21 protein-coding genes are annotated in these 26,283 nt (G+C 62.4%); 7 read left to right on the top strand and 14 right to left on the bottom strand.

Annotation, left to right across the window (positions count from 1 at the left end; translation table 11 throughout):
* Nucleotides 1-173: 173 nt before the first annotated feature.
* The 12 genes from RFM40_RS29415 to RFM40_RS29360 all read right to left on the bottom strand — a co-directional run bounded on the left by RFM40_RS29415 (nt 174) and on the right by RFM40_RS29360 (nt 9,267).
* The gene (locus tag RFM40_RS29415; protein ID WP_320278728.1) at nt 174-986 is read right to left on the bottom strand and encodes a D-glutamate cyclase family protein; all 813 of its coding nucleotides are present in this window, start codon (nt 984-986) and stop codon (nt 174-176) included.
* A gap of 161 nt (nt 987-1,147) precedes the next feature.
* Nucleotides 1,148-1,963: a type III secretion system export apparatus subunit SctT gene (gene sctT, locus RFM40_RS29410; RefSeq protein WP_320274030.1), complete on the bottom strand. Its 816-nt coding sequence runs from the start codon at nt 1,961-1,963 to the stop codon at nt 1,148-1,150.
* 9 nt (nt 1,964-1,972) lie between these two features.
* Nucleotides 1,973-2,242: an EscS/YscS/HrcS family type III secretion system export apparatus protein gene (locus RFM40_RS29405; protein WP_320223472.1), complete on the bottom strand. Its 270-nt coding sequence runs from the start codon at nt 2,240-2,242 to the stop codon at nt 1,973-1,975.
* Nucleotides 2,243-2,259: 17 nt separating this feature from the next.
* The gene (gene sctR / locus RFM40_RS29400) at nt 2,260-2,913 is read right to left on the bottom strand and encodes a type III secretion system export apparatus subunit SctR (RefSeq protein WP_320223473.1); all 654 of its coding nucleotides are present in this window, start codon (nt 2,911-2,913) and stop codon (nt 2,260-2,262) included.
* Entirely contained in the window at nt 2,906-3,964 is a 1,059-nt protein-coding gene (gene sctQ / locus RFM40_RS29395) for a type III secretion system cytoplasmic ring protein SctQ (protein WP_320278727.1), read from the bottom strand. The genes sctR and sctQ overlap by 8 nt, the downstream gene beginning before the upstream one ends.
* 79 nt (nt 3,965-4,043) lie before the next feature.
* Nucleotides 4,044-4,532, bottom strand: coding sequence for a hypothetical protein (locus RFM40_RS29390; RefSeq protein ID WP_320278726.1), 489 nt, complete (start codon nt 4,530-4,532; stop codon nt 4,044-4,046).
* Nucleotides 4,519-5,877 carry a FliI/YscN family ATPase gene (locus RFM40_RS29385; RefSeq protein WP_320229840.1) on the bottom strand — a complete coding sequence of 453 codons (1,359 nt, stop codon included), beginning with the start codon at nt 5,875-5,877 and terminating at the stop codon, nt 4,519-4,521. Before RFM40_RS29385 ends, RFM40_RS29390 begins: the two co-directional genes overlap by 14 nt.
* Nucleotides 5,874-6,494, bottom strand: a complete 621-nt coding sequence (gene sctL / locus RFM40_RS29380; RefSeq protein WP_320278725.1) for a type III secretion system stator protein SctL — start codon at nt 6,492-6,494, stop codon at nt 5,874-5,876. The genes RFM40_RS29385 and sctL overlap by 4 nt, the downstream gene beginning before the upstream one ends.
* 4 nt (nt 6,495-6,498) lie before the next feature.
* Nucleotides 6,499-7,119, bottom strand: coding sequence for a SctK family type III secretion system sorting platform protein (locus tag RFM40_RS29375; RefSeq protein ID WP_320229842.1), 621 nt, complete (start codon nt 7,117-7,119; stop codon nt 6,499-6,501).
* Nucleotides 7,116-7,886 carry a type III secretion system inner membrane ring lipoprotein SctJ gene (sctJ, locus tag RFM40_RS29370; protein WP_320229843.1) on the bottom strand — a complete coding sequence of 257 codons (771 nt, stop codon included), beginning with the start codon at nt 7,884-7,886 and terminating at the stop codon, nt 7,116-7,118. Before sctJ ends, RFM40_RS29375 begins: the two co-directional genes overlap by 4 nt.
* An 80-nt stretch (nt 7,887-7,966) precedes the next feature.
* The gene (locus tag RFM40_RS29365; RefSeq protein ID WP_320278724.1) at nt 7,967-8,599 is read right to left on the bottom strand and encodes a hypothetical protein; all 633 of its coding nucleotides are present in this window, start codon (nt 8,597-8,599) and stop codon (nt 7,967-7,969) included.
* A gap of 20 nt (nt 8,600-8,619) precedes the next feature.
* On the bottom strand, nt 8,620-9,267 hold the full coding sequence (locus tag RFM40_RS29360; protein ID WP_320229845.1) for a type III secretion protein: 648 nt from the start codon (nt 9,265-9,267) through the stop codon (nt 8,620-8,622).
* Nucleotides 9,268-9,383: 116 nt separating this feature from the next.
* Here RFM40_RS29360 and RFM40_RS29355 point away from each other — a divergent pair, with 116 nt between their 5' ends.
* Together RFM40_RS29355 and RFM40_RS29350 are read left to right on the top strand one after the other, a co-directional pair.
* Nucleotides 9,384-10,217: a L,D-transpeptidase gene (locus RFM40_RS29355; RefSeq protein ID WP_320229846.1), complete on the top strand. Its 834-nt coding sequence runs from the start codon at nt 9,384-9,386 to the stop codon at nt 10,215-10,217.
* Nucleotides 10,218-10,264: 47 nt separating this feature from the next.
* Nucleotides 10,265-11,191, top strand: coding sequence for a LysR family transcriptional regulator (locus tag RFM40_RS29350; protein WP_320229847.1), 927 nt, complete (start codon nt 10,265-10,267; stop codon nt 11,189-11,191).
* Between the two features lie 29 nt (nt 11,192-11,220).
* Here the strand turns inward: RFM40_RS29350 and RFM40_RS29345 are convergent, their stop codons facing one another.
* On the bottom strand, nt 11,221-20,868 hold the full coding sequence (locus RFM40_RS29345) for a LysM peptidoglycan-binding domain-containing protein (protein ID WP_320278723.1): 9,648 nt from the start codon (nt 20,866-20,868) through the stop codon (nt 11,221-11,223).
* Between the two features lie 77 nt (nt 20,869-20,945).
* Nucleotides 20,946-21,806: a MurR/RpiR family transcriptional regulator gene (locus RFM40_RS29340; RefSeq protein ID WP_320229849.1), complete on the bottom strand. Its 861-nt coding sequence runs from the start codon at nt 21,804-21,806 to the stop codon at nt 20,946-20,948.
* A 213-nt stretch (nt 21,807-22,019) separates the two neighbouring features.
* Here RFM40_RS29340 and RFM40_RS29335 point away from each other — a divergent pair, with 213 nt between their 5' ends.
* From RFM40_RS29335 to sctV, 5 genes are all read left to right on the top strand, one after another.
* Nucleotides 22,020-22,202, top strand: coding sequence for a hypothetical protein (locus RFM40_RS29335; RefSeq protein WP_320229850.1), 183 nt, complete (start codon nt 22,020-22,022; stop codon nt 22,200-22,202).
* 108 nt (nt 22,203-22,310) lie between these two features.
* Complete coding sequence (locus tag RFM40_RS29330; RefSeq protein WP_320229851.1) at nt 22,311-23,315, top strand: SctD/MshK family protein; 1,005 nt, start codon at nt 22,311-22,313, stop codon at nt 23,313-23,315.
* Nucleotides 23,312-23,755, top strand: coding sequence for a hypothetical protein (locus tag RFM40_RS29325; protein WP_320229852.1), 444 nt, complete (start codon nt 23,312-23,314; stop codon nt 23,753-23,755). The genes RFM40_RS29330 and RFM40_RS29325 overlap by 4 nt, the downstream gene beginning before the upstream one ends.
* A 17-nt stretch (nt 23,756-23,772) precedes the next feature.
* Nucleotides 23,773-24,084, top strand: a complete 312-nt coding sequence (locus RFM40_RS29320; protein ID WP_245464636.1) for a tetratricopeptide repeat protein — start codon at nt 23,773-23,775, stop codon at nt 24,082-24,084.
* Entirely contained in the window at nt 24,081-26,249 is a 2,169-nt protein-coding gene (gene sctV, locus RFM40_RS29315; protein WP_320278722.1) for a type III secretion system export apparatus subunit SctV, read from the top strand. The genes RFM40_RS29320 and sctV overlap by 4 nt, the downstream gene beginning before the upstream one ends.
* Nucleotides 26,250-26,283: the final 34 nt, after the last annotated feature.

Genomic DNA, 26,283 nt, shown 5'->3' with positions numbered 1-26,283 from the left:
CTGTGGCCCGCGGGTTCCTTCCTCGGGGACTTTCGTACGCCTGCCGGCGCCCGAAACTCTTCACGAAGGCGGACAGTCCGCTTTCGGGATCAATAGACTAGAAGCCGATCGTAACTAGCCGATCTGCCTAATGCAGCGATGGGTTCGACCTTAAGACCATGTCGGGCGCGTTTTCACCCATGGAGAGCTCGTGCGTCCAGGTCGGTGATGAGCATATGCCCCGGCGATACGGTGATTGAAATCGCTAGCTCGGCGCGAGAAAGGGCCTCCTGGGCAGTTATGCTGCTGGCCCAGAACAGAGGAACCTCCCCGTCCATCAGATCCACCGCATCGCCCCAGTCTGGAGCCATCATGTCGTATATTCCGATGATCGAAGGCTCTCCCACATGGATAGGAGAGCCATGGGCATGCGGGAAGCGTGCCGTGAGCGCACGAGCCCTGTCGACATCGCAGCGCCTTACGGCGCGCATCGAGACCACCATCTCGCCACCAAACGGGCCGGCGCGGCAAGTCTCGATCCTGGTTCGGAACTTGGGCAAGGCCTTGCCGCAACCGATGCGGCGAAGTCTTACGCCCTTTTCGGCCAACGCAGCCTCGACGGTAAGCGAACTGCCGAACGCGAAAGCCGCGAAATCATCCTGCCACAGGTCGATGATGTCCGTCTTCCGGCCGGTCAGTTCGCCGAAGCGATAGATGTTGTACTGCGGGGCATCGGTGCGGATATCGATATCGCCTAGCGCCGGGATCAATGGACTGCCGGCTCGGCTCAGGCCCACCATTGGACAGGGTTTTGGGTTGCGGACACAGAACTGGTGGAAATCACTGGCAAAGCTGCGGGGCAGTATCACGACGTTGACCTGGAGCTTGCCGCGCGCAAGCCCGCCCGTATGACCCTCATAGACGCCCGTTCTGACAAGTCTGCGCAGCTTGTTCGCGTCGACTCTTCGCAAATCCTCGTAGATTGGTGAAATGGTCTGGCGAGGCATGGTGTCCGATGTATATGCACATCTCAGAGGCACGTCGGGAGGCGTAAGATCGTTGGCAGTTCGGCCGCTTGTCAAATTATTATAATTTTTCTGGCGTGATAAAATCTATTTATTAGTCAACCAAGGCTATCTTATATTCTAATAGTCTAATCTTATCAATTTTATTGACATGTGCGGCAACCGATCGCTTCTATTTGTCGAGCCGCCTCTCGCAGGAAGCCGAGATCCCGGTCCATATAGAAGAGCAAAAAGCTCGAATAGAGGACGAATATGAGGCTGAACACAGCCGTTTTGACGACCAGCGACAGCGCAAAAACATTGAGGTGCGGCGAGGCCCGCGCCAGGAAGGCGAGCACGATGTCGGACAGCAGCATGCTGATGATGAGCGGGAAGACCATGGTCAGCGCCATGACCAGAATGCGGTTCAGCAAGCCGAGGAATATCGCGGCAGCGTCCTTGCTGAATACTGGCAGAAGCTGATCGATCGGCCAGAGACCATAGCTGTCGTAAAGGCTGGTCAGGGAAAGCTGCAGGCCGCCGGCGGCAAGGTAGATCGTGACCATGATGACGGCGAGCAGGGTGCCGGTGGCACTCGTCTCGTGGGTCATCATTGGATCGATCAGCGTCCCCATCGAGGAACCCCGCTGAAGATCCAGGATATCGCCGGCAGCCTCGGCGGCCCAGAAGGGTATGCCCATCGCCAGCCCGAGTGTTACCCCGACCACTACCTCCTTCAGGATATAGATCGCAATCATCGTGGTCGCGATGTCAGCATTCGTCAGCTTGCTCACGATCAGCGGAAAGACCGGAACCGACAGCGCCAGGGCAACGCCGTTGCGCAGCAGCCCAGGCAGCGGCACACGGGAAAAGAGCGGCATCAGCAGCATGAATCCGGTCATGCGTGCGAGCACAAAAGCTCCCGCCAACAGATAGAATTGAAGCTCCTTGACCGACGCGAAGAGTGGTTCGGCCGCCATCCGCGTTCCTCAGCGCGTAACGACGGGGAATTCGTCCATCACCGTCGAGGCCTGCTGCGCGATCTGCTGGCCAAGCAGCGGGCCGAATACGATGATGACCAGGAGGATCACCACGAGCTTTATCGTCTGCGGCAAGGACTGGTCCTGAATTTGCGTAAGCGCCTGGGCAAGCCCGACGAGAATGCCGACGGCAAGAGCCGCGATGATTGCCGGGCTTGACGCGAACAGCACCGTCAGAAGCGCGCTTTGGACTTTCGCCGCGATGAAGTCGTTGTCCATTCAGGGCCTCGACAGCGTCAGCCGTAACTCAGGATCAGGCCGTGCATCAGCCGCGACCAGCCATCGATGGCGACGAAAAGGAACAGTTTCAGCGGGATCGAGATGAGCACAGGCGAGACCATGATCATGCCGAGCGTCATCAGGACGTTCGCAACAACGATGTCGATGATGAGGAAAGGAAGGTAGAGCAGAAAGCCGATCTCGAAGGCTCGCTTGAGTTCCGAGGCGACAAAAGCGGGAACAAGGATCGAGAGATCGTCGTCTCTGAGATTCTGGCGTGCCTGCTCCGGCCACAAGCGGTTGGTCCCGTCAAGAAAGAACCGTCGCTCTTCCGGCTGGGTGAATTTGATCAGGTGCTGCTGCAATGGTTCCCTGACCAGTTGCGCCGCCCTGGCGAGGTCGTCCGTCGTCTGGAACTGAACCTGCCCCTCCTGAAGTCGGCTCGACATCTCGCTCAGCAACGGTGTCGTGACGTAGACGGTGAGCACGAGCGCTATGCCGTAGAGCACCAGATTGGGCGGCATCTGCTGGACGCCGAGCGCGTTGCGGACGAGGAAGAGCACGACCGAGATTTTCAGAAAGCCGGTCATCGTAACCACGGCCAGCGGCAGCAGCCCGACGAAGCCGACGGCAATCAGAATCCCGAGGAGATTGGGCGAATTGTCAAGCATTGTCGAACATGCGCTCGATCCTGACGCCGAGGCTTTCGCCAATGCGCACGATTTCCCCCCGGCCGACGCGTTTGCCGTTGGCGAGGATATCGACCGTCGGCTTCGTGACGTCGGCGAGGGGAACGATAGCGCCGGCCGCAAGCTGCCTTACTTCCCCCACGGGCATTGCCGTGCGGCCGATCTCGAAGGCAAGCGCGACCGGCAACTCGTCGAGCGTTGACTCCTCCAACGTCTGGCCGGCTGGCGGCGGCGTGCCTTGGTTCATGGTCCACTCCCATCTCGATCCTGCAATTGCGGCCGGCGCGGCCAGCAGCCGTGGCCCATCGGCAGTCAAGCTGACCGGGGCAAAGAGGCGCTCGGCGATGACGAAAGCCGCCACGCCTTCTTCCTCGGCGCCATCGAAAAGAATCACGTCGTCGACCCGCAGGCTTTGAAGCTCGCCAAGGCCGATCATCAGCGCACCGCGCCGGAGGCTGACCGGGAGCGGGAAAGCGGCCGGAAGCGGCGCCTTCGCTTTCCCGATCTCGTCGAGAATGCGGCCGATCCGCATCGCAAGGCCAGTGCTGTCCGTGTTCAGAACGCAGTCAATCGGGTCGCCCTCGCCGGTCAGGACAAGCGCATATCGGGTTTCGTCCGAACCGACGTCCCTGCGCTCGATCGAGGTGAGCGCGATCGCATCGCCCAGCTGGCGCTCGATCCATTCGAGGTCCTTTTCGAAAGCCGACTCCAACAGCAACGCGGCGTGAGCCGGTGCCAACTGGCCCATGTCGACCAGTCCGTCCGCCATGGCGAGACCTCGTTCGACAACGGAAAGCGGCAGACGCAATTTGCCCGCCGCGTCGCCAACGGTGAACGCAATTGTGCACCGCCTCTGTTCGACAGGGTTCGGCGCCGGCCAGACCGCTGCGATCGCCATGGTTTTGCCCGCGATCGTGATCGGCGCGGGAACACGGCGGCGGTAGAAAGCGTTCAAGGCGCCAAACTCCGCCGCGGCGACGGTTTCCAATGCCAACCGCTTGCCTTGGCTCGACTCGTTGGCCGTGCGCTTCACCGGGTTTCCCCGCGCTTTCTTCCTTGCGGGCGCCAAGGATTGAGGCATCACGCCGCCACACTCACGATCACGGTTTGCGCTATTGTTCTGACGAGGTGCGCGTTACGGTGCGCTCCTCTTCCTCTGAGAGCTCGGCCAGCGCCAGGCCATGGCCTGCGCCACGTTTGATCAGCTGTTCCAACAACCGGTCCAGTTTCGTCACGGCTTTGATGGACTTGCGATGATCCTGACGGGCCGCTGCCAACTCCGCTTTGCGTCGCTGCTCGGTTATGCCTGTCCCCCTCTCTGTCTCCCGCAATTGCTCGGTTTCCCTTGCGGCGACCTCGAACCGCCCCTGGAGCAGGGAGAGTCTGGCGGCATTCACCGTTTGTCCGACCAGCGAACCGAATGCCGCGTCCTCGGCGTTGGCTGTCGCTTGAAGATGCTGAGCGACGGCGACCGCCGCCTTCCGAGCCTCCCCGACCGCCCGCTGCGCGGCGGCGTGCCTTTTGATGACCGCTTCCTGTGCCCGTTCTTCACGGTGGCGCCGGAGATCGCGCAATCGAGCGATCACGTCACGGTCTTTCATTGACGATCTCCCGCATGCGTTGGCGTGTTTTCTCGATGGTCTCATGCGTGGCGGATGCCTGACGCAGGAAGGCATTGATGGTGTCGATCTTCGCAACCGCCTCGTCCGCAATCGCATCGCTGCCCTTTTCATATTCGCCGACGCGCAACAGCAACTCGATGTCGGCGTAGCGGGCGAGCAGCTCGCGCATGCGGCCGGCGTCGGATCGATGCCCGGGCGGCACCACCGTGTCCATCAGACGACTCCGGCTGCGCAGCACGTCTATGGCCGGGAAATGATTGCGCTGCGCAAGGTCGTTCGACAGAAAGACGTGGCCGTCGAGAAGCGCCTGGATTTCCTCGGCGACCGGGTCCAGCGTGCCGTCGCCTTCGAGAAGGACGCTGTAGAGGCTGGTGATCGAACCGATGCGACCCGGCCCCGAGCGCTCGAGCAGGCGCGGCAGGACCGCAAACAGCGAAGAGGGAAAACCGCGGCGCGTCGGCGGCTCGCCTGAAGCGAGACCGATCTCGCGCTGAGCACGGGCGAACCGCGTTATGTTGTCCATTGCGAACAGGACATGCTTGCCCTGGTCGCGAAAATATTCGGCAATGCTGGTCGCCACATAGGCCGCCTTGACGCGCTCGATGGCGGGCCGGTCGGAGGTCGCGACGACGATGACTGCGCGCGCCAGCCCTTCCGGCCCAAGTTGATGCTGGATGAACTCACGCACTTCGCGCCCGCGTTCGCCGACGAGAGCTACCACGGCGACGTCCGCGTCGGTGCCGGTGACAATGTCGGAAAGGAGAACCGACTTGCCGACGCCCGGTTCGCCGAAGATACCGACGCGCTGCCCGCGCGCGCAGGTGAGCAGTCCATCGAGGGCGCGGATCCCGAGTTGGATCGGCTCGGAAATCAAGCTGCGTTCGAGCGGCGACGGCGGGTAGGCATTGACCGGGTAGCTGCCGGCAATGCCATCCGGAGAAAGCGGCCTGCCGTCCAATGGCTCGCCGAGCGCGCTGATCACGCGACCGAGAAGCCCGGGCCCGACCGGCACCGACTGGTCCTTCCCGGTCGCAATCACTTCGGTCAGGCTTGAAAGACCCGTCAGATCGCCTAGCGGAACCAGGATCGCCATCTCGTCCATGAGGCCGACGACTTCGGCCTTGCTAGCCTTGCCTGTCCTGGGATCGAGGAGGTCGCATATCTCGCCGATCCTAACCTCCTCCAGCGTCGCATGGATGACGGTACCGGTCACCCGCCGCACACGTCCCCTACGGGGCCGGCTGGCATCGTCGCGCAAGCCTGAGCGAAGCCCAGGAATGATGGACGCAAGCCGGCTCTCTATGTCGGCGGCAGGGCGCGTCATGCCGTCGCCCCGGCCTTTGACAGGAGCGCAGCGGCGATGGCATCGAGTTGCGCGCCGATGCTGGCATCGATGACGGCAATATCGGTCGAGAGAATGCACGCGTCTGCCACAAGCGTGTCATCCCCGTCGATCTCGACCGTCATGCCCGGATCGCTCTCGCGCAAGACCGTGTGCAGCTCATCGCGAACCCTGCCAACGGAAGCGGGATGGACGCGGACCTTCAGATATTTGGCGCGGCGAATTTCAGCAGTGGCTTGCCCGGCCGCCTTGGCGACAAGCATGCTCACGTCAAATTCCCCCAGCATCCGCCTGACGACATCGACGGCCAGGCCGATGACCTCTGCGTCCAGTCCGGCAAGATAGCGATCCACCTTGATCGCGGTCTCGCTCACCAAACGCGCGGCATCCGCGTCGCCTTGCGCCTTGCCGTCCTCATAGCCCTGCGCATATTCAGCCGCATAGGCTCGCCGAGCCGCCTCGCGCATCTGCTGCGCATCACGCCTGGCTTCGTCGAGGAAGGCATATCCGTCCAGCCACGCGCGTGCCTCGGCAGCGCGCAGAATGCGGGCGCGGGGGCGCCTGGATATATCATTGATCGCGTTGTCCGGTCCGGCCATCTGTCTATCGCATCGCTCGCCGAATGATTGCCGGACCGACCTCGGCAAATGGTGCGGCCGCCGTCTGGTCGACGCGTCCGTGCGGCATCAGTTTGAGGCGAACACGCATGCTCGTATCGCGGGGCATCGCCTGACACCAGGCGCCGAGGCAGCTCAGGCCGTCGGCATGGACGCTATCGTAGACCTCTTCCAGAGGCTCCAGAGACTTGACGGGCCCGGCCAAGTCGCGGTTGGCGACCGCAAAGGAGCAGATATCCGCGCCGAGGGCTGCCTGCAGGGCAGCCGCTTCGCGTCCATCGATGACGGCGGCAATACTGCCGGCCCGGTAAATCGCGCCCGCGCGAAGCGCGAGCTCCTCCAACTCTTCGCCCGGCAACAGGGCGATCGCCCGATCCGCTTCGTCGGCCGGCTCGTCGGCTGCGCAAGAAAGCCCGTAATGATCGACCAGAAGCTTCGACAACCGCTCCTGCAGGCGCGGTGACTGGCGCATTCGCTCACAGGCAGCCTCGCCGATCGTGCCACCAAAGCATGGTGCAAGTCGCGCGGCGTCCGTGTAGCCCGCGGGATTGCATAGGAATGCTTGCCATTCAGCGCTGGCGGCTTGCTTTGGATCGGTCTGGATCATGTCTTCCTCGCCGGCGTTGCGACCGCGTCGAGCGCATAGACCCCAGACCGCCGGTACCACTGGACGTAGGCCAGCCGAGCAGCGAGCGCGAGTATGGCCGCCGCCATGCTGTAGAACAGCCACATCGCCGCTGCTACGCTGTCCGGATGCATCCAAAGGCCGAGGAACGTGGTGAAGCCTGCTTGGCCCGTTTCCTGCTCGGTGGAGGTCGCGGCAACCGGAATGAGGGTCACGGAGACATTGTCATAGGTCAGTCCCGCGACGCCTTTAGCGACCAGCATCTTGACCTGCGGGATCAGCTCATTCATCGAAGCCGATGCGCGATGCCGGATGAAGACGGAGGCGGACGACGGCACCAACTGCTGTCTCAGAGGATCATTTTCAGGTAGGACCAGGTGAACGCGCGCGGACAGCACGCCGTCGATATCCGAGATCGTCTGCGACAGTTCCTGGCTTAGGCCATAGATCATCGTCGCCCGCTCTTCCACCGGCGAGGAGACAAGCCCGCCTCGCTTGAAGACCTCGCCCAGCGTCTGGAATTCCTGCTTGGGCAAACCGCTCTCATCGAGAATCGCCATGGCTTCGGCGAAGCGGTTCTTCTCGACGAAAACCGTCATCTTGCCGTCCTTGCCGGCTTCGCGCTGAGCCGGTATCCCATGGCGCACCAGCGTGGCGACGACCTCATTGGCCTGCCGCTGGTCGAGGTTGGAATACAGCTCCTCCGAGCAGGCCTGCAGCGCAAGCATGCCAATGATTACGACCGCCACGCGGCACCAGGCGCCGCATCGATCGAGGAGCGTTGACCGCCGCGGCCGGACTATTGCGTGCACGAACACCCCGTCGCGTTCTACTGCTGCTTGATCAGCGTGCTGGTGGATGATGTCACTGCGGTCACGCTGCTCGTCACGACCTCGAGATTGGCGGCCGCCCACATCACCGAAATGGATCGTTCCAGGAGTTGCTCGGCATTCTTTGCCGGCGCGTCCTCGCTTTCCTTGCCTGAAGAAGCCGTCTTGCTCTCGGCATCCTGCCTCGCGGCTCTTTCGGCGTTTCCCGGGGCGTTCGCCTGGCCAAGGGCTTTCTGGACCTGTTGCATCGTGCCTTCCAACGACTGGACCGCAGAACCGAACAGCGCCGATGGATCCCTGAACGTTCCGCCTCCCGACCTCTCCACCTCGGCCAGATAGTCGAAGAGCTTGCGTTCGACGATCGGCTCGGTCTTGTCCGATTTGGTGGATTGCCCGGCCATTGCGGGATTGGCGCCAGAGGATGCCTGCGCCACCTGTTTGCCTGCCGGCATAGTGACGTCGCCGCTCTCGGACGCACTGGCTTTGGCGGTATCTTGTTTTTCCTGACCGGCGCCAATCATTCGGTTGCCAGGCTGCGCCGTCGCGCCGGCAGTGATCTGCTGCTGCGCGGCCACGCCGGTGGTCAAATTGGCAAGCGTGGCTTCCAAGGCTCCAATCGGTGCGATTTGCATGAACCTGCTCCTCCGCTTCCTCAATTCGTCTTGCCGGAGGGAACATTCTGCGCCTCCGCCTGCTTTCCGCGGAAAACGCGAACCGAGGTTACCTTGCCGGAATCCGGCTTCGCGCTCGGCGCCGCGGCAACTCCGAGCGTCTTGCGGACGAGTTCGACATAGGATGGCGGTCCCGACACCGAGACGACGTCGTCTTCCCTGGAAACCTTTACCGGAAACCTTGGATCGACGACGCCTAGCCGCGAAAGCCGTTCCTCCGCATGCGCCGCCGTATTGGCATCGAGCGGGATCATCTCCGTCTGAACTTCGGCTTCGGTGGCGACGTTCATGACGATGCCGTCGAAATGCCAGACCAAACCGTATCGATTGCAGATCTCGTCCAGAAATTCGCGGGCCGTCCCAACCGGCATGCCGGCGCTCAGGCGCCCTTTCACAAGCTTGCTGACCCGCATGGGCGTGCGCATGTTGCGACCAAGCTCGACCAGCGCGTCCGTCACCGATTGATCGACCGTGATGTATTTGTACGGCCCGGCAGACCAGCGCGGTTCAGCGGCGTTCGCCCGTAGCGCATCGCCAAAGGCGAGGACCGCCGCGAGGCTGCCGATGACGATGGCAGCCTTGGCTCCCGATAGAAGATACGCGTGGCAGGTACCGCGTCCCGTCAACATTGGTCCCTATCGCAAGCGAATGCGAAAAGACCCGCATCGCCCGCTTCATGGTTTTACCCGCCGATTTCACTCTATAGCGCGCCTTGGAAAATTGGAAGTCCAATTGGATCGCGTACATGAATTCGGTGCCAAACGTTGCGAACGATCCTGAAAGCGATATGGTGCGCGCTGGAAATCAATCACCGGTTCGTGATCGCCGGTTCGATGCCTGGACGAAGAAGGGATTGGCCTCGGTGTCGCTCGCGAACTTGGATGCTCCCGCCAGTTTTCCGGGAAGCGGAGGTCTGGTCGCCCTGCGCCCTAAGCTGGCGTTGGGTTCGTCAATCGTGCTTGCCGCCAGTTTGATTGCCGCCATGGTTCCGGCGCAGGCACAATCGAACAGTGAATACGACCCCCGAAGCTGGACTTACGATCCGGCCAGAAATGTGCTGGTCTCCCCTTCCGCTCCCAATGCTCCCGGCCAGGCTTCGGAAGAAGAAAACCGGCACGAGTGGTCGCCAATTCCCAGAGAAATTGTGCATTTCAGCGAAGCTGAGCCAAAGGGGTCGATCGTGATCACCACCGCGGAGCGGCGCCTCTACTACATCCTCGGGGGTGGCAAAGCGCTGCGATACGCGGTGGGCGTTGGCAAGGAGGGACTGGAGTGGTCCGGCCGCGACACGATCTCGAGCAAGAAGAGCTGGCCCGATTGGCGGCCACCTGCCGAAATGCGATTCAGGGAAGCGTCGAAGGGCCGCTTCCTGCCCGCGCGTGTTGAGGGAGGGCCGAACAACCCGCTGGGGGCGCGGGCGCTCTACATCGGCAGATCGCTTTATCGCGTCCACGGCACCAACCAGCCATGGACTGTTGGACAGGCGAACTCCTCTGGTTGCATCCGCATGACCAATGAGGACGTTATCGATCTATATGATCGGGTAAAGATCGGCGCCCAGATCATTGTCCGACACTAGCCGCTCGATACGCCTACCCCGCTGCCTGAGATGAGTGAACGACCGCCGTGATACCTTTCAACATCAAGCAGATCGAAACCTTTCTCCTGGTGGTGGCCTTCGGAAGCTTTCGGAAAGCAGCGGAGCGCCTGAACACAACGCAGCCGGCAGTGTCCACCCGAATTGCCGGACTGGAGAAAGCGCTGGGCGCCAAGCTGTTCGAACGCCACAGCAGCACGGTCAAACTGACCGCCGAGGGGCAAAGGCTGCTGCCTTCGGCGCAGCGGGTCCTGCACGTGGCGGAGCGGTTGCAGATGATGGCCAACTCCCTGTCCGGACCTTCAGAAACGACGCGGGTACTCAGGCTCGGGGTGGCTGAAACGATCGTGCACACCTGGCTTCCGGATTTCCTGAAAGAACTGCAAGCGAGCCATCCACTTGTCGAAGCCGATATTGTCGTCGATGCAACGACGACCCTTCGCGGCGAACTCATGTCACACCGGCTCGATCTGGCCGTGCTGATGGGCCCAGTCCTCGAATACAGCATCGAGAACATCGAGATGCCTTCATTCCCGCTCGTCTGGGTCTGCTCCCCGTGCCTGGAATTGCCCGATCGGAGCAGGTTGACGCTGGGCGACCTGATGCAGTTTCCAATTATAAGCTACGCGCGAACCACGCGACCCTACAGCGAACTTTACCACAAGCTGAACAGCGAGTTCGAGGAGGCGCCTCGCATATTCCCGGCCAGTTCGCTGGCTGCCTCGATCAAGATGACCCTCAATGGAATTGGCATTGCGTCCCTCCCCAGGGAGGTCATCCGCGACTACACCGCTAGCGGCAAACTGCGGATCGTCGACTGCGAATGGCATCCATCCGATTTGCAGTTCACCGCCTCCTATGCCTCCAACCCCTCAAATCCGCTGGCCGAGCAGGCCGCCAGCCTGGCGGCCACGGTCGCGCGCACATATGCAGCGAGAATCGCCACGACGCAGTGAGCCGACGGTCGAGTCGAGGCCGGGCGTTCTCAGCCGATCGAAGTGGCCGGCAGGTAGATGCGATCGCCCGAGAAGATCACGTCCGGGGTCAGGATATGATCCATGTTGAGCACCACCGTCGCGGCCACATCCGCTGAATGGGCCTTGGCGATCAGGCGGATGCTGTCGCCGTCCTTGACCTCGACCCATTGATAGCCGTCTTTCTCCAGTGTCGGATTCGTGCGGCCCTCAGAATTATTGCTGCCTTCGGGATGAACCTCGACATAGTCGCCGGAAACCCAGCCGCTATGCATCTTGCCGTCTGGTCCGAAACCTTCGACAGGTATCCAGGCCTCTCCCGACGGATCGGTCGAGGGCTTCGCGGTCTGTTCGATGAACGTGCCGGGTTGCAGCACCGTCACCACGGCAGAGTTGCCGTCAGGCTGGCTCCGCAAATTCAGGCCGTCATCCGCCGACACGACGAGTTGCGGAAGGTCTTCGGGCGGGGTCTTCGGCTCATCTGGAACATCCGAGTGATCGTCGGGCTGCTGGGACGACGCATCGCCATCCGGTTTTTTAGGATCGGACGGAGCGGTCGTTTTCGGGTCCCAGGGCTGGGCGAGCAGGGAGTCCAGCGAGAAGAGAAGCATTCCAATGCCGAAGGTGATGCCCAGCGTCCATCGATCCGCTGTGGCCCATCGTTTGTCCGATTTTGCCGCCGCCGCGATATCGGCATCGGTCCGCGGCACCGAACGGCGATTCATCCGGTCGGTCCTTATGGCCGACGCCCAGAACTCCGCGCAGCCGAACGTGAACATGGTGCCCGCGACCGTGGCGATCGGCGCCGGCCAAGAATGCAGCGTATAGACCGCACAGCCAAGCACATAGCCGGGTCCAGCCAGATATTCGGCCAGGTTTCTGATCACCGGCCTGCCGGTGAACGATTGCAGCATCGACTTCGTGCCATAGACGACGTTGCCGAGCGAGAACGTGCTGTTGACGACAATATCCTTGCCCTGGATCATCCCGGTCGCGGCGCCTGGCGCCGCGGCGATGAACGTGGCTCCGCCGAGCGCGTTGAGGAATCGCCCGAACGGCTTGTTGTTTGCGGTCGCGTTGGGGAAGACAGCCTGCGCGCCGAATACGAAGCCCCGCACGCCGAATGCCACCGCTCCGGCCGTCGCGGTCCAGGTTGGGGGCAGCGAACTCCACAACACATAGGAAGTGGTCGACATGCCGCCGAAGGTGGCGAGTGCCTGGGCGTTTTCGCGCATCCTGGCATGGCTGAGGGCCAGATCGACGCTGGTCGCCTGATCCGGCGTCATCGCCTTTTTGTGGGTCGCCCGGAAGGTCGTCAACTGCAGCACGGAGAGGGCGTTCTTCTGGTCCCCGTTCATCCATTCGAACTGTTCAGGCGTGAATTTGCGGAACTGGCCGGGGCTCATTTCCTCGAACTGTTTTGGTGTCACCGCTTCGATCTGCGGCTGGGTCAGGGCTTCGATGTGATGGATCGTGAAGGCGCCCCATCGATCGCGGGTCAGCATCGGGATCTGCTTCCCGGTCAGCCACGGCACCTGCTTTAGGTCGAGCTTCGCCACGTCCACGGAACCGACCATCGGCTCGGGGATCGCCGGAACCTGATGCTCGGCAAGGTGCTTCAGCAATCCAGCCTTGCCCAGATCCTCGAATTGCCGTGACGTGAACTTGGCGACTTGGCTGGGCTTGAACCACGGAACCTGGCGCGCATCCAACTTCGACATGTCGACGAACTCGACCTTGTCTCCCTTAATCGCCTGCAACTGCGGTTTTGTCAGGTGAGGCATCAAACCGGCATTGCCGAGATCCTGGAGCTGCTGGCCAGTCACATTCCGCATCTGGCCCTCGGTGAGCCAGGGAATCTGTTTCCCGTCGAGGCCCGCTATGTTGACATAGCCTGTCTTTGCTTTCGGAATGCCGCGCAGTTGGCTCTTGGTCAGATAGGGCAGCAAGCCGGCCTGATCCATGTCGCGGAACTGCTGTTCCGTCAGCTCTGCCACTTGCTCGCGCTTGAGCCAGGGAATCTGGTTCGGCAGGAAATCGCCCACGGGCAGATCCGGCACCTGGTCGAGCGGGGTCGCTCTGACGCCATCTCTCGTGACCGGTCCATTGTTCGGAGCGGGTTGGCCCTTATTTGCCGGTGCGGGGCGGCCAGTTTCAGCCGAGGGGTCGGACTCAGTGGATGCGTAGTGGTCGTATAGCTCATCCGCGTACCGTCCATAGAACTCCTCATACGTCCCGTCCGCAGTGCTCGGCTCCTTGTCCCCGAACAGCGCCGCCATCTCCTCAACGGCTTGCGATCGGTCAATCTCGCCGGCCTTGTAGCGAGCGAAGATGTCGGCCTGCGCCGAATTCCACTCGGCGCCGAGGATCTCCGCTGGCTTGCCGCCATTGACCGCAAGCTCGTCGGCGGCGGCATATTGAACAAATCCCGCCTCGCCCTCGACGTTCAGATAGGCAGAGACCACTGCATCCTTATAGGCCTGCCGATCGGGAAAATCGTCGGGATGAAGCTCGATCGGAGCATCTGCAACGTGGGACAACTCGTGGCCGAGCATGTCGACGAATTCGGTAAGGACGGTGTCGCTGTCCGCGTCGGCCGAGCGGAATGTCTCGGCATCGACGAAGACCACTCCCACGTCACTGACATATTGCGATCCAGTCGCCGTCAGATCGTCGCCGGAGTTGGCGTCGAAAATCCGCAGATCGTGCCGCGCCGGGTTGACGATACGCACGCCTTCCGCCTGCGCCCCGCGCAGGAGTTCCATAAGCGTCGGCGATCGGCTGAGCTGATCGACAAGATTGGCCTTGGTGACTTCCGGCATGCCGAGGTTCTGGGGGAGCATGTCGTCGAGCAGGCTCGCCGCCTCCCGGCGGTTGGCGGCGATTTCGGCCTGCGTCAACGGCTTGGCGGATGACGGGCCCAACGACCCGTCTGCTGCTGAACCCTGTCCCTTCGGCGCTGGCTTCGGCGCAGGGCGGGTGCCTTCCGCGCCACCTTCCAGCGGCTTCGCCTGCGAAGAGAGGAACGTCAGGATACCCTCAGCAACGTTCTGGCGCATGAAACCGCCATCGACGATCGAGGCGCCCAAATTGGTTCTAAACTGCTCGATCTCGTCAAGCTGATCCGGCCGCGCCGTTTCCTGAAGCTCATTCAGCAACTTGTCCAGGGAGGCCTTGCCTCCCTTTGGAATACCGATCGAGGCGCCGTCGCGTGACGATTCCACGGCACGGGCAAGCCAGGCGGGAACCGTCAACTGCTGGGATTGTCCGTCGGCGCCATCGAAGGTGAGCGTCGCGGTTTCATTCTTGGCAATCGAAGGGGCGGTCTTGGCCGCCTTCGACTTGTACTGGACCCTCACCTCGGCGCTGTAAGCCACCGCTCCTGCCGGCAAGGGAGGCGTAGACCATGAAAGCGTATAGCGCGTCGCCGGTGTCCCGTCGGAACCGTAGAGATTCCGATAGACGTTGCCGGCGCTCGGCATATAGCGCGACTGCGGCGAGCCGTCCGAGCTGAAACGCGGCGGAAGCCACGATTGTACCTTTGATTTCACCTTGTAGGCCGCGGATGTCACCATCCGGTCGGGATTGAAGCCCAACACTCGGGGCAGACTGTTGTGATCGTTGAAAATGATATCGACCAGCATCGCTTCGGGATTTACGGCCCGAACCCTCTCGCCGGTCAGCAAAACGATGTCTGCCGTGGGTGCCTTGCCGGGTACGGCCGAGAGGCGCAATCCGCTCAGCGACGGCTCATCGACCAGAGAAACCGTGTTCGACGGATCGATCTGGCCAGACTTCACGAGGTCACGGATCGAGCGGACGCCATCGCCGTGTTCGATGGCTGCGATGAGTTCGGAGGCCTTCGTCAGATCCTTGACGGCGAACTGGACCTTCAGGCTTGTCGATCCAAGGGCCGACTGGATCTGGTCGTATGCCTGCTTCGACACGATGTCGCCCGGCTGGAGCGTGTCCTTGACAGGTAGCTCCGGGCGTTTCTCGAAGCCGATACGCGGCATCTGGTCAACCGCCGTGACATGGTTGGCCATGATCGGCAGGCGTATGCCGACTTTCGTCTCCGTCATGACACGGTCGAACGGAAGCGCCCCTTGCAGCGTGACGTGGCCGGCGCTGTTTTCGGCCGGCACGCCGAAGAAATCATGCTGGCCTGGCGCGAGCATGACCTCCTCGCCTTTGAGCGAAGGCGTGTAGCTCATCTCGATCACGATGCCTTCGCCATCTGGCGTTGCTCCGACAATGGCAGCATCCAGCGGCTTGGCGTCGTAGCCGGTCGCATCGCTGAATATGGCCTTGCTCGCCTCCGCCGAGAGATCGCTGCTGCGAACCGGGAAAGCAGTTTGATTGGAGACCGGCCAGACGCCGGCCTGAAGGCCCGTGATGTTCCTGTATTCCCTGGCCCGGTAGGAGACGACGGCCTGAGTGCCGAGCGCGTCCTTGAACGGTGTCAGGCTGCGCTGGCTGACGCTGTCGACGATCGACCATCCGATCATGCCGAAATCAGTCTTGGTGCCGACACCGAAGCCAACGGCCGCGACCGTCGGCGACCCTATCCCGAAGGCCTGGCCGGTGTTCAACCGCATCCGGAAGGTGACTCCCACGCGAAAGTCCGGCAGCACATCGCGAAGTGGCGTGCGCGGTATCTGGACGCCGTCCGGACCATAGCGTTCGGCCAGCTCGCGGCTGGAGTAATAGCTTTTCTCCTGCTCGTAGCGGGCCACGAGCTGTTCGGCGGTCAAGCCATCAAGATAGGCCGATGGCGTGCTTGGATCCTTGCCGCTGGTGTACACGTATCCGCTCGTGTCGGGTTCGGGCATGCCGGTAAAGCTGCGCGTCTGCGGGTCCCACACAAGATGCACCGGACCGTCTGCCACAGTCGGCTCGTTCGACACGATGATGGGATCGCCATCAGCGGGATTGGGGCGGCTTTGCTCGGCCGAGCCATCCGGATCGCGGCCCGAAAGCGTTGTCGGGTCATCGCCGCCGGCGTCGCTCGTCTTGATCACTTCCCCGGGTATCACGGGATAGCTGGGATCGTGGAAGACCTGTTCGCCCGTTGGCCTGTAAACACCGTCGGCCCCGGCCTCGTAGACATCCATGGGACGTCCGGAGGAGCCGGGCTCAAGCGCCGGTGGCGACTGCCACGGTCCTTTTCCGCCGGGAGGCTGCTGGCCGCCGTTGCCCGGCGGCGGGTTGGCGTTGGGAGCGTTGGGGTTCGCTTGCGTGCCTGTTCCCGGCCGCAGCGTGCGCAGACCGTGGATGCCGAGCCCGGTGCCGGCGATGCCGGTGCCAAGGCCCGTCAGCGCGTTGGCAAGCTGGAGACCGTTCATCTGGTCTCCGTTGGCGGCGAGATCATAGGCCGATGTCGCCAGTAAAGGCGCGCCGACAATCACCGAGCCGACATCCAGCCCCCACGCCGCCTTGTTCAGTCTGGCGGTCGATTGCATGTATGTACGGGTTTCGGATGCCAACGCCCAGTTCGACCGCGTTGCGCCGATGCTGCCGGCGAAGGCGCGGGGACTGGCAGCAAGCCCTGCCAGGAACGTCTCGCTCTTCGCCGCCATGCCGATGGTGCGCAGGCCGCTGGAAGCCATGGGCAGCGCCGTGGTCGCTGCGCTGGCAATGTTCGTTAGTGACTCGCTATCGTACCATTCGCCGCCATGATCCAGGTGGTTGACCTCATTTATGACCGCTCTGGTCCCGAGATAGGCCGCGCCGGCATAGGCCAGGGGCGCGGCGACCGGCGCGGCCGGCGTGAACGACAAGATGGTGGCAACGCCGGTGCCGATGCCAACCAGCGGATCGACGACCTTGTCCCAGACCGAGACGTTGCGTGCTTTCACCACCTCGAGCGCGATCTTGCCGTCGGCTCCCGCTTTCATTTCCAGGTCTTTGGGAACGACGAGCTTGCCGTTCTCGCCAAACTGGCTGTTGTTGTCCTGGAAATCTCCGAGATCGTCGAACTTCTTGCCGGTCGCGTCGACATAGCGCGTGTTGCCATCACCGTCGCGCACCGCCAAAAGCGTCACCTGCTGCGCACCAACCTGGTCGTCGACATAGAAGATCGGCACGCGACGCACATACGGATTGTCGCCGCCGATATCGCGGATCTCGTCGGCCACGTTCTCGACCGCGTCGCGGCCATCGTCGGTCGAACTGTCCAGGCCGAGCGTTTTGGCCACCGTAGTATCCAGATCCGTGCCGCGTTGTTGGCGGAACTCTTTGTCGTAGCCTTTGTCGAGCAGTTGCTGGAACTTCGGCTGATAGATGGCGTCGAGCGTCTGCTGCTCGTGCTCGTCCAGATAGGTTTTGTCGACAGTGGTGTTGTCATCGACCAGCAGAGACGGCTCGCTGAGCCGAAGCTCGTGATAGTCGTTGAAGCCCTGCAATTGTCTGCGCAGATCCTCGATCTGACTTATCTGAAGCCTTGTCGCGTCCAGCCTGAGCTTGGCGACCGCCAATTCGGGATCGACCCAGCGGCCACTGGCGTCGTCATCTTTGGTATCAAGGTCGATCCAGATCGCCTTCCCGCCCTGGGTCAGCGCGTCGATCCCATTCTGCTTATAGTTCTGGGCAACGTCCGGCGCCACCTTGATCGTCTGTCCGCCGACATTGATCTCGACCGGCTGCACGCCGTTGGGCAGCGTGCCTTCGGGAGCATCGACCGATCCCGGCTTGTGATGCGTCAGCGCATTGTCGAAATTGGTCTGCAGCGTCGGCAGCTTGGCATTCAGATCGGCGAGGCTGTCACCGAGCTGCCGGTCCAGGACGTCGTTCAGGCTCTTTGCCGCCTGCTCCTCGCTGGACCTCACCGATTGCAGACCGTTTGCCGTGCAGACTTTCGCGTTGGGATCGTAGCCGGCCAGCAGCGTCTGCCAGTCCTTGTTGAGTTGGCGATCGCGATATTCGCCCCTGACATTCTTGTCGTTCAGGCTGTAGGTCAGCCGCTGTTCAGTAGTTCCCTCGTCGAAATGGTTGACTACCCAGAGCTGGCCGTCACGGATCTCGAGCGTCGAGTTCTTGTAGTGCCCGAGGTAGTCGCCATTGATGCGATTGTACTTCTCGTCAAAGTTAAATTTCTGTTCACCAAGATATTCGGTAGCCAGCTTCTGCTCGAGGTCCGTCTGCCGCGCGTTGACCTGCGCGGCATTGGCATGGGCGTCGAAATAGTCCTGATAGGCCTGGGCCAGTTCGAGCTGGTTGCCTGCCGTCGTCTGCAGGGCTTTGAGGTCCTTGTATTCCTTGGAGTCCACGGGGACGCCGGCGAGTTCGGCCTGCCCGACCAGGTAGTCGATGGTCAGCTTGTCGCCCTTGCTCAGATGCAGGCCGACCTCGGAAAACAGCTTGTCGACGGCGCTATGATCGGCGACGTCCTGGTCGTATTTCGGATGGAGGTCGGGAGTGCCCCGCGCGCTGACCGACGGCGCATTCGGATCGCCCAGAGGAGTGAGCTTGCCTTGCCCGGCAATGGCATCCTTGAGGGCGCGCCCGGCATTCTCATACTCGCCTCGGGCATCCTGCGCGTTCTGCAGGAGGGTGTTGGCTTTGGTCAGCCGCGCCTGCGCATCGGCAAGGGTGCCCTTGGGTTTCTGCGGCGTCCATTGTAGACCGTTAGGCGCCAACGCCTTGTTTATGATGGTCTGCGCGCCATCCATCGCGTCCTTGTAGGCGGGATCGAGCATATCGACGTTGGGCTGCTCCTGCCGCTGGCCGGCCAGCGCCCGTGTCTCGGTGACGCGGGACAGCGCGATATTCTGGGTGATGATGGCCTGGGCGACCTGCGGATCGACCCAGGTCCAGACGCCGTCGATCTTCATCGGCGTCCATTTTCCGCCGGAGGGCGCGTTGCCCTGCGGCGGATCGCCAAACGGATCGACAACCCTGTTCTGTCCGTCCAGCTTGGGCTTCGCGGCAGGGCCTAAGGGGTATTTGTCGATCAGCGCCTGTTTGTCTTGTCCGGCCTTCTCGGCGGCGTCGATGAGACTGGGCAGGGTCTCGCCCGCCAGAAGCCCTTCGACGAAGGTCTTCACGACCTCGCCCTCTTTTGCCTCCTTGGGATTGCTGCTGTTGGGGTTGACCGCCAGCAGCGTCCTGGCCAGGGCTTCCTGCGTGCTTCCGGCCTCGATCTTCAGGTCGGTGCCGGTGGTGTTGTTGTGCAGCGTCATGCTGCCATCGGGCTTGGTGGTCAGCGTATAGCCGTTGAAGGTGACCTCGACCGTCGTGCGGGTGCCGTTGTCGATTCTGATCTTCTCGCCGTCATGGATGATGTTGGGATCGCGAGACGAATCGAAGAGCTGCGGATTGGTTCTCCTCAGATCGACCAGCGTCACGCCATATTGCTTGGCAATGAGCGTGAGATTGTCGTCCGGCTTGACCTCATACTCGACGGGCTTGCCGCCATTGATCTTCTCCGTCGTGGTCTTCGTCACCCGGCCGTCCTTGTCGGTGACGGTCGTGGTCTCGGTTCCGTTGCCATCGATGGATAGCGACGTTTCCTTGCCATCCGCCGTGGTCGTGACTGTGCGTACGTCGTGCTGATAGTCGTGAGAGTAGACGGTCTCGTCGCCGGAGCGTGGATCGACGATCTCGACCGACTGCGCGTCGCTGCTGCTGGTAGTCTTGACCTGATAGCCGGCGGCCTGCAGTTCGGCGATCACCTGTTCGCTGGTGAGGCCGTTTTCCTTCGCGATCTGGTCGATGCTTTTTCCGTCAGCGAGACCGTTCTTGATGTTCTGTGTACTGGTCCCACCCGGACCCTGGGAGGGTTTCAGAATGGTCTTGCTGCCGTCCGGGCCGGTCACGGTGGTCACGGGAAGGGAAGGACCGGCGCCCGGCGTCACCGTTTCCACGGACGTACCGTTGGGCAGCGACGTCCGCTCGGTGACGGTACCTGTCCCAAGATCGTCCTCATAGCGTGTCGTTATGGCGCCAGTATCGGAATTGTAGCTGCTGGTCTCCTTGCGGCCGAGCCCGTCCCGGACCGGTGTGGTGGTTGCCGCGCCTTTGGGCTGCTGCTGGACGCTCGTATAGTAGCTGTCGTGCTGGTAGTCGTAGTACTGCGTGACCGTGCGGCCAACGGCATCCGTGATCTTCGTCGTCAGCACGTCGCCATTGCCGCTTGTCGGGTCGGTGGTCGACACCGTCATCCCGCCTGACCTCAGCGCGGCGATGACCTCGTCGCGCGTCATGCCGCGGGCGGATGCGATCTGGTCGATGCTTTTGCCACCCGTGACGTCGTTGACGATGTTGCGGGCCGTCGCCGCTTCCTCGGCATTGTCTTCGGGCGTGCCACCGTCAAGCTTAACTTGCGTCACGCCAGGCCCTAGAAGGTCCGGCTGTTGGTAGAGGGCGGGCATCACCGTCGTGCCGTTGCCGGAGGTGCCGGCATTCATGACCTGGAGGTTCGGCGCTGTCGGAGCTACGGCCGGCGGCGGTTGAAGGGAATTCAGTTCCGAGTTCACTTGCGACAGCTGTTGGCGAGCCTGTGCCGCCCAATCACGCTCGCCCATCCTGTTGGCGAGCCGGATCTGCTCGCGCAATTGAGCGGCCTGCGCTTCCAGCCGCGCGATCTGCGCGGCGCTCGCCTTGGCATCGACCTTTTGCGGCTGGACCAACGGCTTGGTGGGCGCTATCGGGCGAACCATCTGAACGACCTCCGGAAATCACTGTTGGCGGCAGCCCGGCTGCCGTCACGTCCCGCCCGATCGCAACCCTTCAGATGCTACCGGGGAGGCTTCCAATAAATGCCGAAAGCGGCAAGCTGCTCTTCCGACTGTCTTACCCGTTCCGCAGCATTGGCTTCAGACCGCGTCGCCGTCAGCGCCGCGAGGATCTCGACGGCAGCGAATGCCGGCGCCATGCTTCGGAAGAACGACTGCGAACTTGACGTGACGATGATCGTTTCCTGCGCGATACGCGTCAGCGGCGACACGCTGCTGTCGGTTATTGCCACGACGCCTACGCGCTGACGGGCCGCCTGGCGCGCCACTTCGATCGTCGTACGGTCATAGGGGGCCATGCCGACCGCGAGCAGCACGTCGCCGTCTCCCGCAAGCCGGAGCGCATCCAGCCCCTGTCCGGCCATATCCCCGACAAGCGTCACCTTGCGGCCATTGCCGGCCAGGAACGACATGACCTGAACGAAATGGCTCGCCACCGGGCACGCGGAGCGCAGGCCTAGGCCGAACAGGTTGCTTGACCTTGCGACGAGATCGGCGGCGGCGACGAATTGCATCGCGCTGCCATATTCGCCAAGGCTGGAAATCTGGGCCGCGATACTGTCGGCAACGACGCCGGCAGTCGAAAATCCCGAAGCGCCTTCCTTCTCGACGCCCTGTCGCGCCGGCCCGCCGGCAGCCGTTTCGCGCAACGCCCGCGCGTAGAGGCTGCGCATGTCCTCGTAGCCATCCAGTCCAAGCCACCGCGCCAGCCGCATCATGGTGCTGTGCGAAACGCCGGCCTGATGCGCCTGCTCGCGCATGGACATCAGCGCGACATCCTTGGGATGATCCAGCACAAAACGCGCGGCGACCCTCAATTGCGGCGGCATGTTCTCGAACCGTTCGACCAACAGCTCGGCCAAAGGACCTTTTTCCATCCTGATATACCCCATTCACCCGATTTGAAGGTTACTCCGCGGAGTCCGGCAATGCAACAGTTGGAACCGAATTGGTTCATGCATTCCAAATGGACTTTCATTTTGGATCGCGCTGCCCTAAGTTGCCTTGGCAACCTGCCGGGACGCTGCATGCGGCTCCGCAGGCTGCGACCTGAATAGTCCCTCAAGGAGACAATGATGGCTGCGACCCCTCCCATTACATCCGGCACCAACGGAACGCCGGAACAGAACCTTGACAAGATGATCAAGCAACAGGAGCGCATGTTTGGACTGGAGATCACGAAAGAGATCGCGAAATCCCAGCACGACATGCTGATGAGCACCGCCAAGACGCTCGGCGAGTCGGCCGAAAAGGCCTAAGCGGGATTCTGGAGCCCCATGCGCCGCCGCAAGCAACCGGCGGCGTACGAGTCCTTCGACTTGGACCGAGACTGGATCTCAAATCATATCGGCGGGAGATGAAGTGGCATGACCGCTAATTCCATCGGTGGGTCCGGGGACTTGAACCCGGCACGCTGGGTCCGCTCGATGATCGTATCCGTCCCTGGATCCGGATCTTCCATCTCGCTCAGCGTCATTCATGGATTTCACGCCGGCGCGGAACTCAGTCTGATCGATCCTCTCTATACGATCGGCTCGAGCACGGAGTCCGATATTGTCCTCAGGGATGCTGGCATAGCGCCAACCCACGCCAGACTGCGGCGCAAGGGCGGCCAGATCGAGATCGAGGCAGTCGGCGGCGACGTGACGCTCGCCACGGGCGAGACCATCCGCGAGGGCCATGGCAGCCGTTGCAGACTGCCGGTCGCTATAACGCTCGGCGATGCCCGTATTCAACTCACCGGTCCGCAGCGGGCGCCGAATCGCTGGTCGCTCTCCAATCGTCCCTTCCTCGTTGCGGGCGCGGTTCTCTTTGCCGTGTTCGTTATCTCCATCGCAGCGAATGGCTTTTCCTTCGCCAAGCCGGATCTTGGCGAGAAGACCTCCTCCATCCCGGGCGGCGAATTGACCAAAGTGGCCTTTGCTGGCGACACAGGTCGGAACGTGATGGACGATTCGTCGCCCGAACAGATGCAAAGCGGTGCCGAAGCGGAAAGCCAGCTCAAGCAGCGTCTCGAGCAATCCGGCATAAGCACGTTGACCGTCCAGCGGTCGCCCGGGCGCCTGGTGGTCACCGGTCTTGTTCCGAATGACAAGAGCGGCGCCTGGACGGAAACGCAATCCTGGTTCGATCAGGCGTTCGGCGCACGTACCCCCCTGGTCTCCAACGTCATGACCGGCAATGCCGAACAGGCCCCGCGTCTGACGCTGCAGGCGATCTGGTATGGCGAGCGGCCTTACGTCATCGCCGCCGATGGCGCCCGCTATCATGAAGGTGCGTTCACCAATGATGGCTGGACCATCAAGCACATCGGCGAGACGGAACTTGTTCTGACCAAGGGCGGCGCCACGGTCGCGCTGAAATATCCGTGAACCGCCGGCTTGAAGGGCCGCGATTCGACACGGCAGCGAAGGACACCGCCGCAGGCCGCGAATTGCGGCAGGCCGAAGGCGCGCACGGCCAGGCAATCTACCGGCGCCGGATGAACGGCATCGGCAGGACCACGAGCCGCGCCCAGGGGGCGAAATCAGTCGCGGGCACGGAAAGGCCCGACACCGCAGAATTCCAGCCCGCGCGCGATTCGGCAGGTGAATCACTCGATGAGATGCTCGTCCAGTTCGTGATGCCCGCCATTCCCGAGCCAGCCGTCCTGCGTCGGTCCGTATCCATTCTCCAGCATCTCGTGACGCAGCTGGTTCCGGATCTCGACGGCGGCGAACAACTCAAGGCCCTCGCCAGAACGCTGATGGAGGATGAAATCCAGCGTCATCGCGATCTGCTTGGCAGGATGCAGGAAGGAATCGAGACCTGACTGATCCGCGTGACACGGTGCAGCTGCTGCACGTCCTGGGCTATCTCTACGGGTGTCACGGGCAGGCAAAGCGAGGCGCGGCGTACCTGCTCATCGCCGCGCAGCTTTCGCCGGGAAATGCCGGCGTGCTGCGGACATTGGCGCATTTGCTCATCCTCGACGGCGAGGCCGACAAGGCGCTCGCAACAATCGCTCGGCTGGAGACCCTGGAGGGAATGGACCATCCGACACTCGGATTGCTGAAGAGCCGCGCTTTGCTGGCCGCCGGCCGCAAGACGGAGGCGCACGACGCCATGCGAAGTTTTCTGTCGCGACGAGGTGCCGAATGACCATCTCGGAGCGCCTTCTGCAATTCCTGGCAAGGCTGTCCCGCCGCAGCGATCTGGTCATTGCGCTCTTGATGCTGGTCGCGGTGGTGATGATGCTCATCCCGCTGCCGACGTTCCTCGTCGACATCCTCATCACCGCCAATATCGCCATCAGCGTGCTCATCCTGCTGGCTTCGTTCTACGTCTCTCATCCGCTGCAGTTCTCCTCGCTGCCGTCGGTCATCCTCGTCGCCACGCTGTTCCGGCTGGCCATCACGATCACCACCACGCGACTGATCCTGCTTCAGGCCGATGCAGGCGAGATCATCACCGCCTTCGGCGCCTTCGTCGTCGGCGGCAGCATCGCGGTCGGCCTCGTCATCTTCCTGATCATCACGGTCGCGCAGTTTATCGTGGTTGCGCGCGGCGCCGAACGCGTCGCCGAAGTGGCCGCGCGCTTCACGCTCGACGCGCTGCCCGGCAAGCAGATGAGCATCGACGCGGAGCTGCGCAACGGCGACATTGACCAGGCGGAGGCACGTCACCTGCGTCGGCAGCTCGAGCGCGAGAGCCAGTTGTTCGGCGCGATGGACGGCGCCATGAAATTCGTCAAGGGCGACGTCATTGCCGGCATTGTCATCATTCTGGTCAATCTGATCGGCGGCTTCTCCGTCGGAACGCTGCAGCACGATATGTCGCTGGGAGAGGCTGCCGCAACCTATTCGTTGCTCACGGTGGGCGACGGGCTGGTCGCCCAGATACCGGCGCTGCTCGTCGCCGTGGCAGCCGGCACGATGGTGACGCGCGTCGGCAGCGCCGACGGCACAGGCGATCTCGGTCGGCAGATAACCAGCCAGCTCCTGCGCGACTCCCGCGCGCTCGCGCTCGCGGCAGTGATCATGATCGGCCTTGCCATGGTGCCGGGCTTCCCTTCCATCGTCTTCCTCGTCCTCGGCGCCACGTTTGGCGCCGGCGCCAATGCAATCAACCGCCGCACCGTCCGGGAACCGGAGCCCGGCGACATCGGCCAGATTGCTGCGGCCGAACGGCCGGGAAGTCCGGCATCGCTTCCAGCGACACCCGTCGCGGCCCTGCCTTCTTCCTACCGCGTTATCGTGCGCCTCGGAGCCGAACTCGGACGCGAGGTCACCGAGCCGGATTTTACAGCGCTTGCCGATGGCGTTCGCCAGGAACTCTACGGCGATCTCGGCATCGACGTTCCACCTATCGGCCTTCAGGTCGACGGGACGCTTCCGCCGCGAGGCATCCGGATCGATCTGGAGAGAGCACCCATCCTGGATGCGGAAATTCCGACCGACCGCGTCCTTGTCGAGGCGGATCCGATGCATCTCGATCTGCTCGAGGTGACTTACGAAAAAGGTCGTTCGATTTCCGGTCGGCGCAAGTTCACATGGGTCGACATCCACCAGGTGTCGGCATTGAACGAAGCCGGACTCGGCTTCTCCACGCCCGTGCAAACGGCGGCGAAATGGACCGCGAACGCACTTCGCCTCTATGCCGGTCATTTCGTCGGAATCCAGGAAACCCGCAAGCTCCTGTCGGAGATGGAGCCGGACTACGCGGACCTGGTCAGACAGGCACAGGAGATCGTTCCGCTGCAGAAGGTCGCGGAGGTGCTTCGGCGGCTCGTCGATGAGAACGTGCCGATCCGCAACTTGCGCCTGATCCTCGAAGCGTTGATCGAATGGGGTCAACGCGAACAGGACGTCGTTCTGCTCACGGAATATGTCCGTACGTCCTTGAAACGCCAGATCAGCTTCCGCGCCGCTGGCCGCGACAACATCATAGCGGCGTACGTTTTGCAGCGTTCGGCCGAGGACACCCTCCGAAGCGCGGTGCAAAACACCTCGACCGGAACGTTCCTGAACCTTTCCGACGATGGCGCGCAGGCCTTGGTCACCGAAATCGAGCGAGCCTTGTCGCAGAGTGACCAGGACGTCTCGCCGGTGGTGCTCGCCGCTATGGATGTGCGCCGTCACATGCGAAGCCTGCTCGCGCACAATGCCATCGAGCTTCCGGTTCTGTCGTTCCAGGAACTCGCGCAGGATTTCAACGTCCAGCCCCTGGCCACGATCGCCGGCCGCTCCGGCAAAGAGCGTGCGCGCAATGTCTCCCATGCTCTTCCGGCGGCTCAGGCGAATGCCGGGCAAGAAGCGACCTCATGATGCCGCCGGGGTGCAGGGAGACATCGGGGGAATC

It is taken from the genome of Mesorhizobium captivum, assembly GCF_033977165.1.
GTDB lineage: Bacteria > Pseudomonadota > Alphaproteobacteria > Rhizobiales > Rhizobiaceae > Mesorhizobium > Mesorhizobium captivum.
The sequence above is the reverse complement of the archived record's forward strand: the minus strand, read 5'-3'. Positions and strand labels throughout refer to the sequence as shown.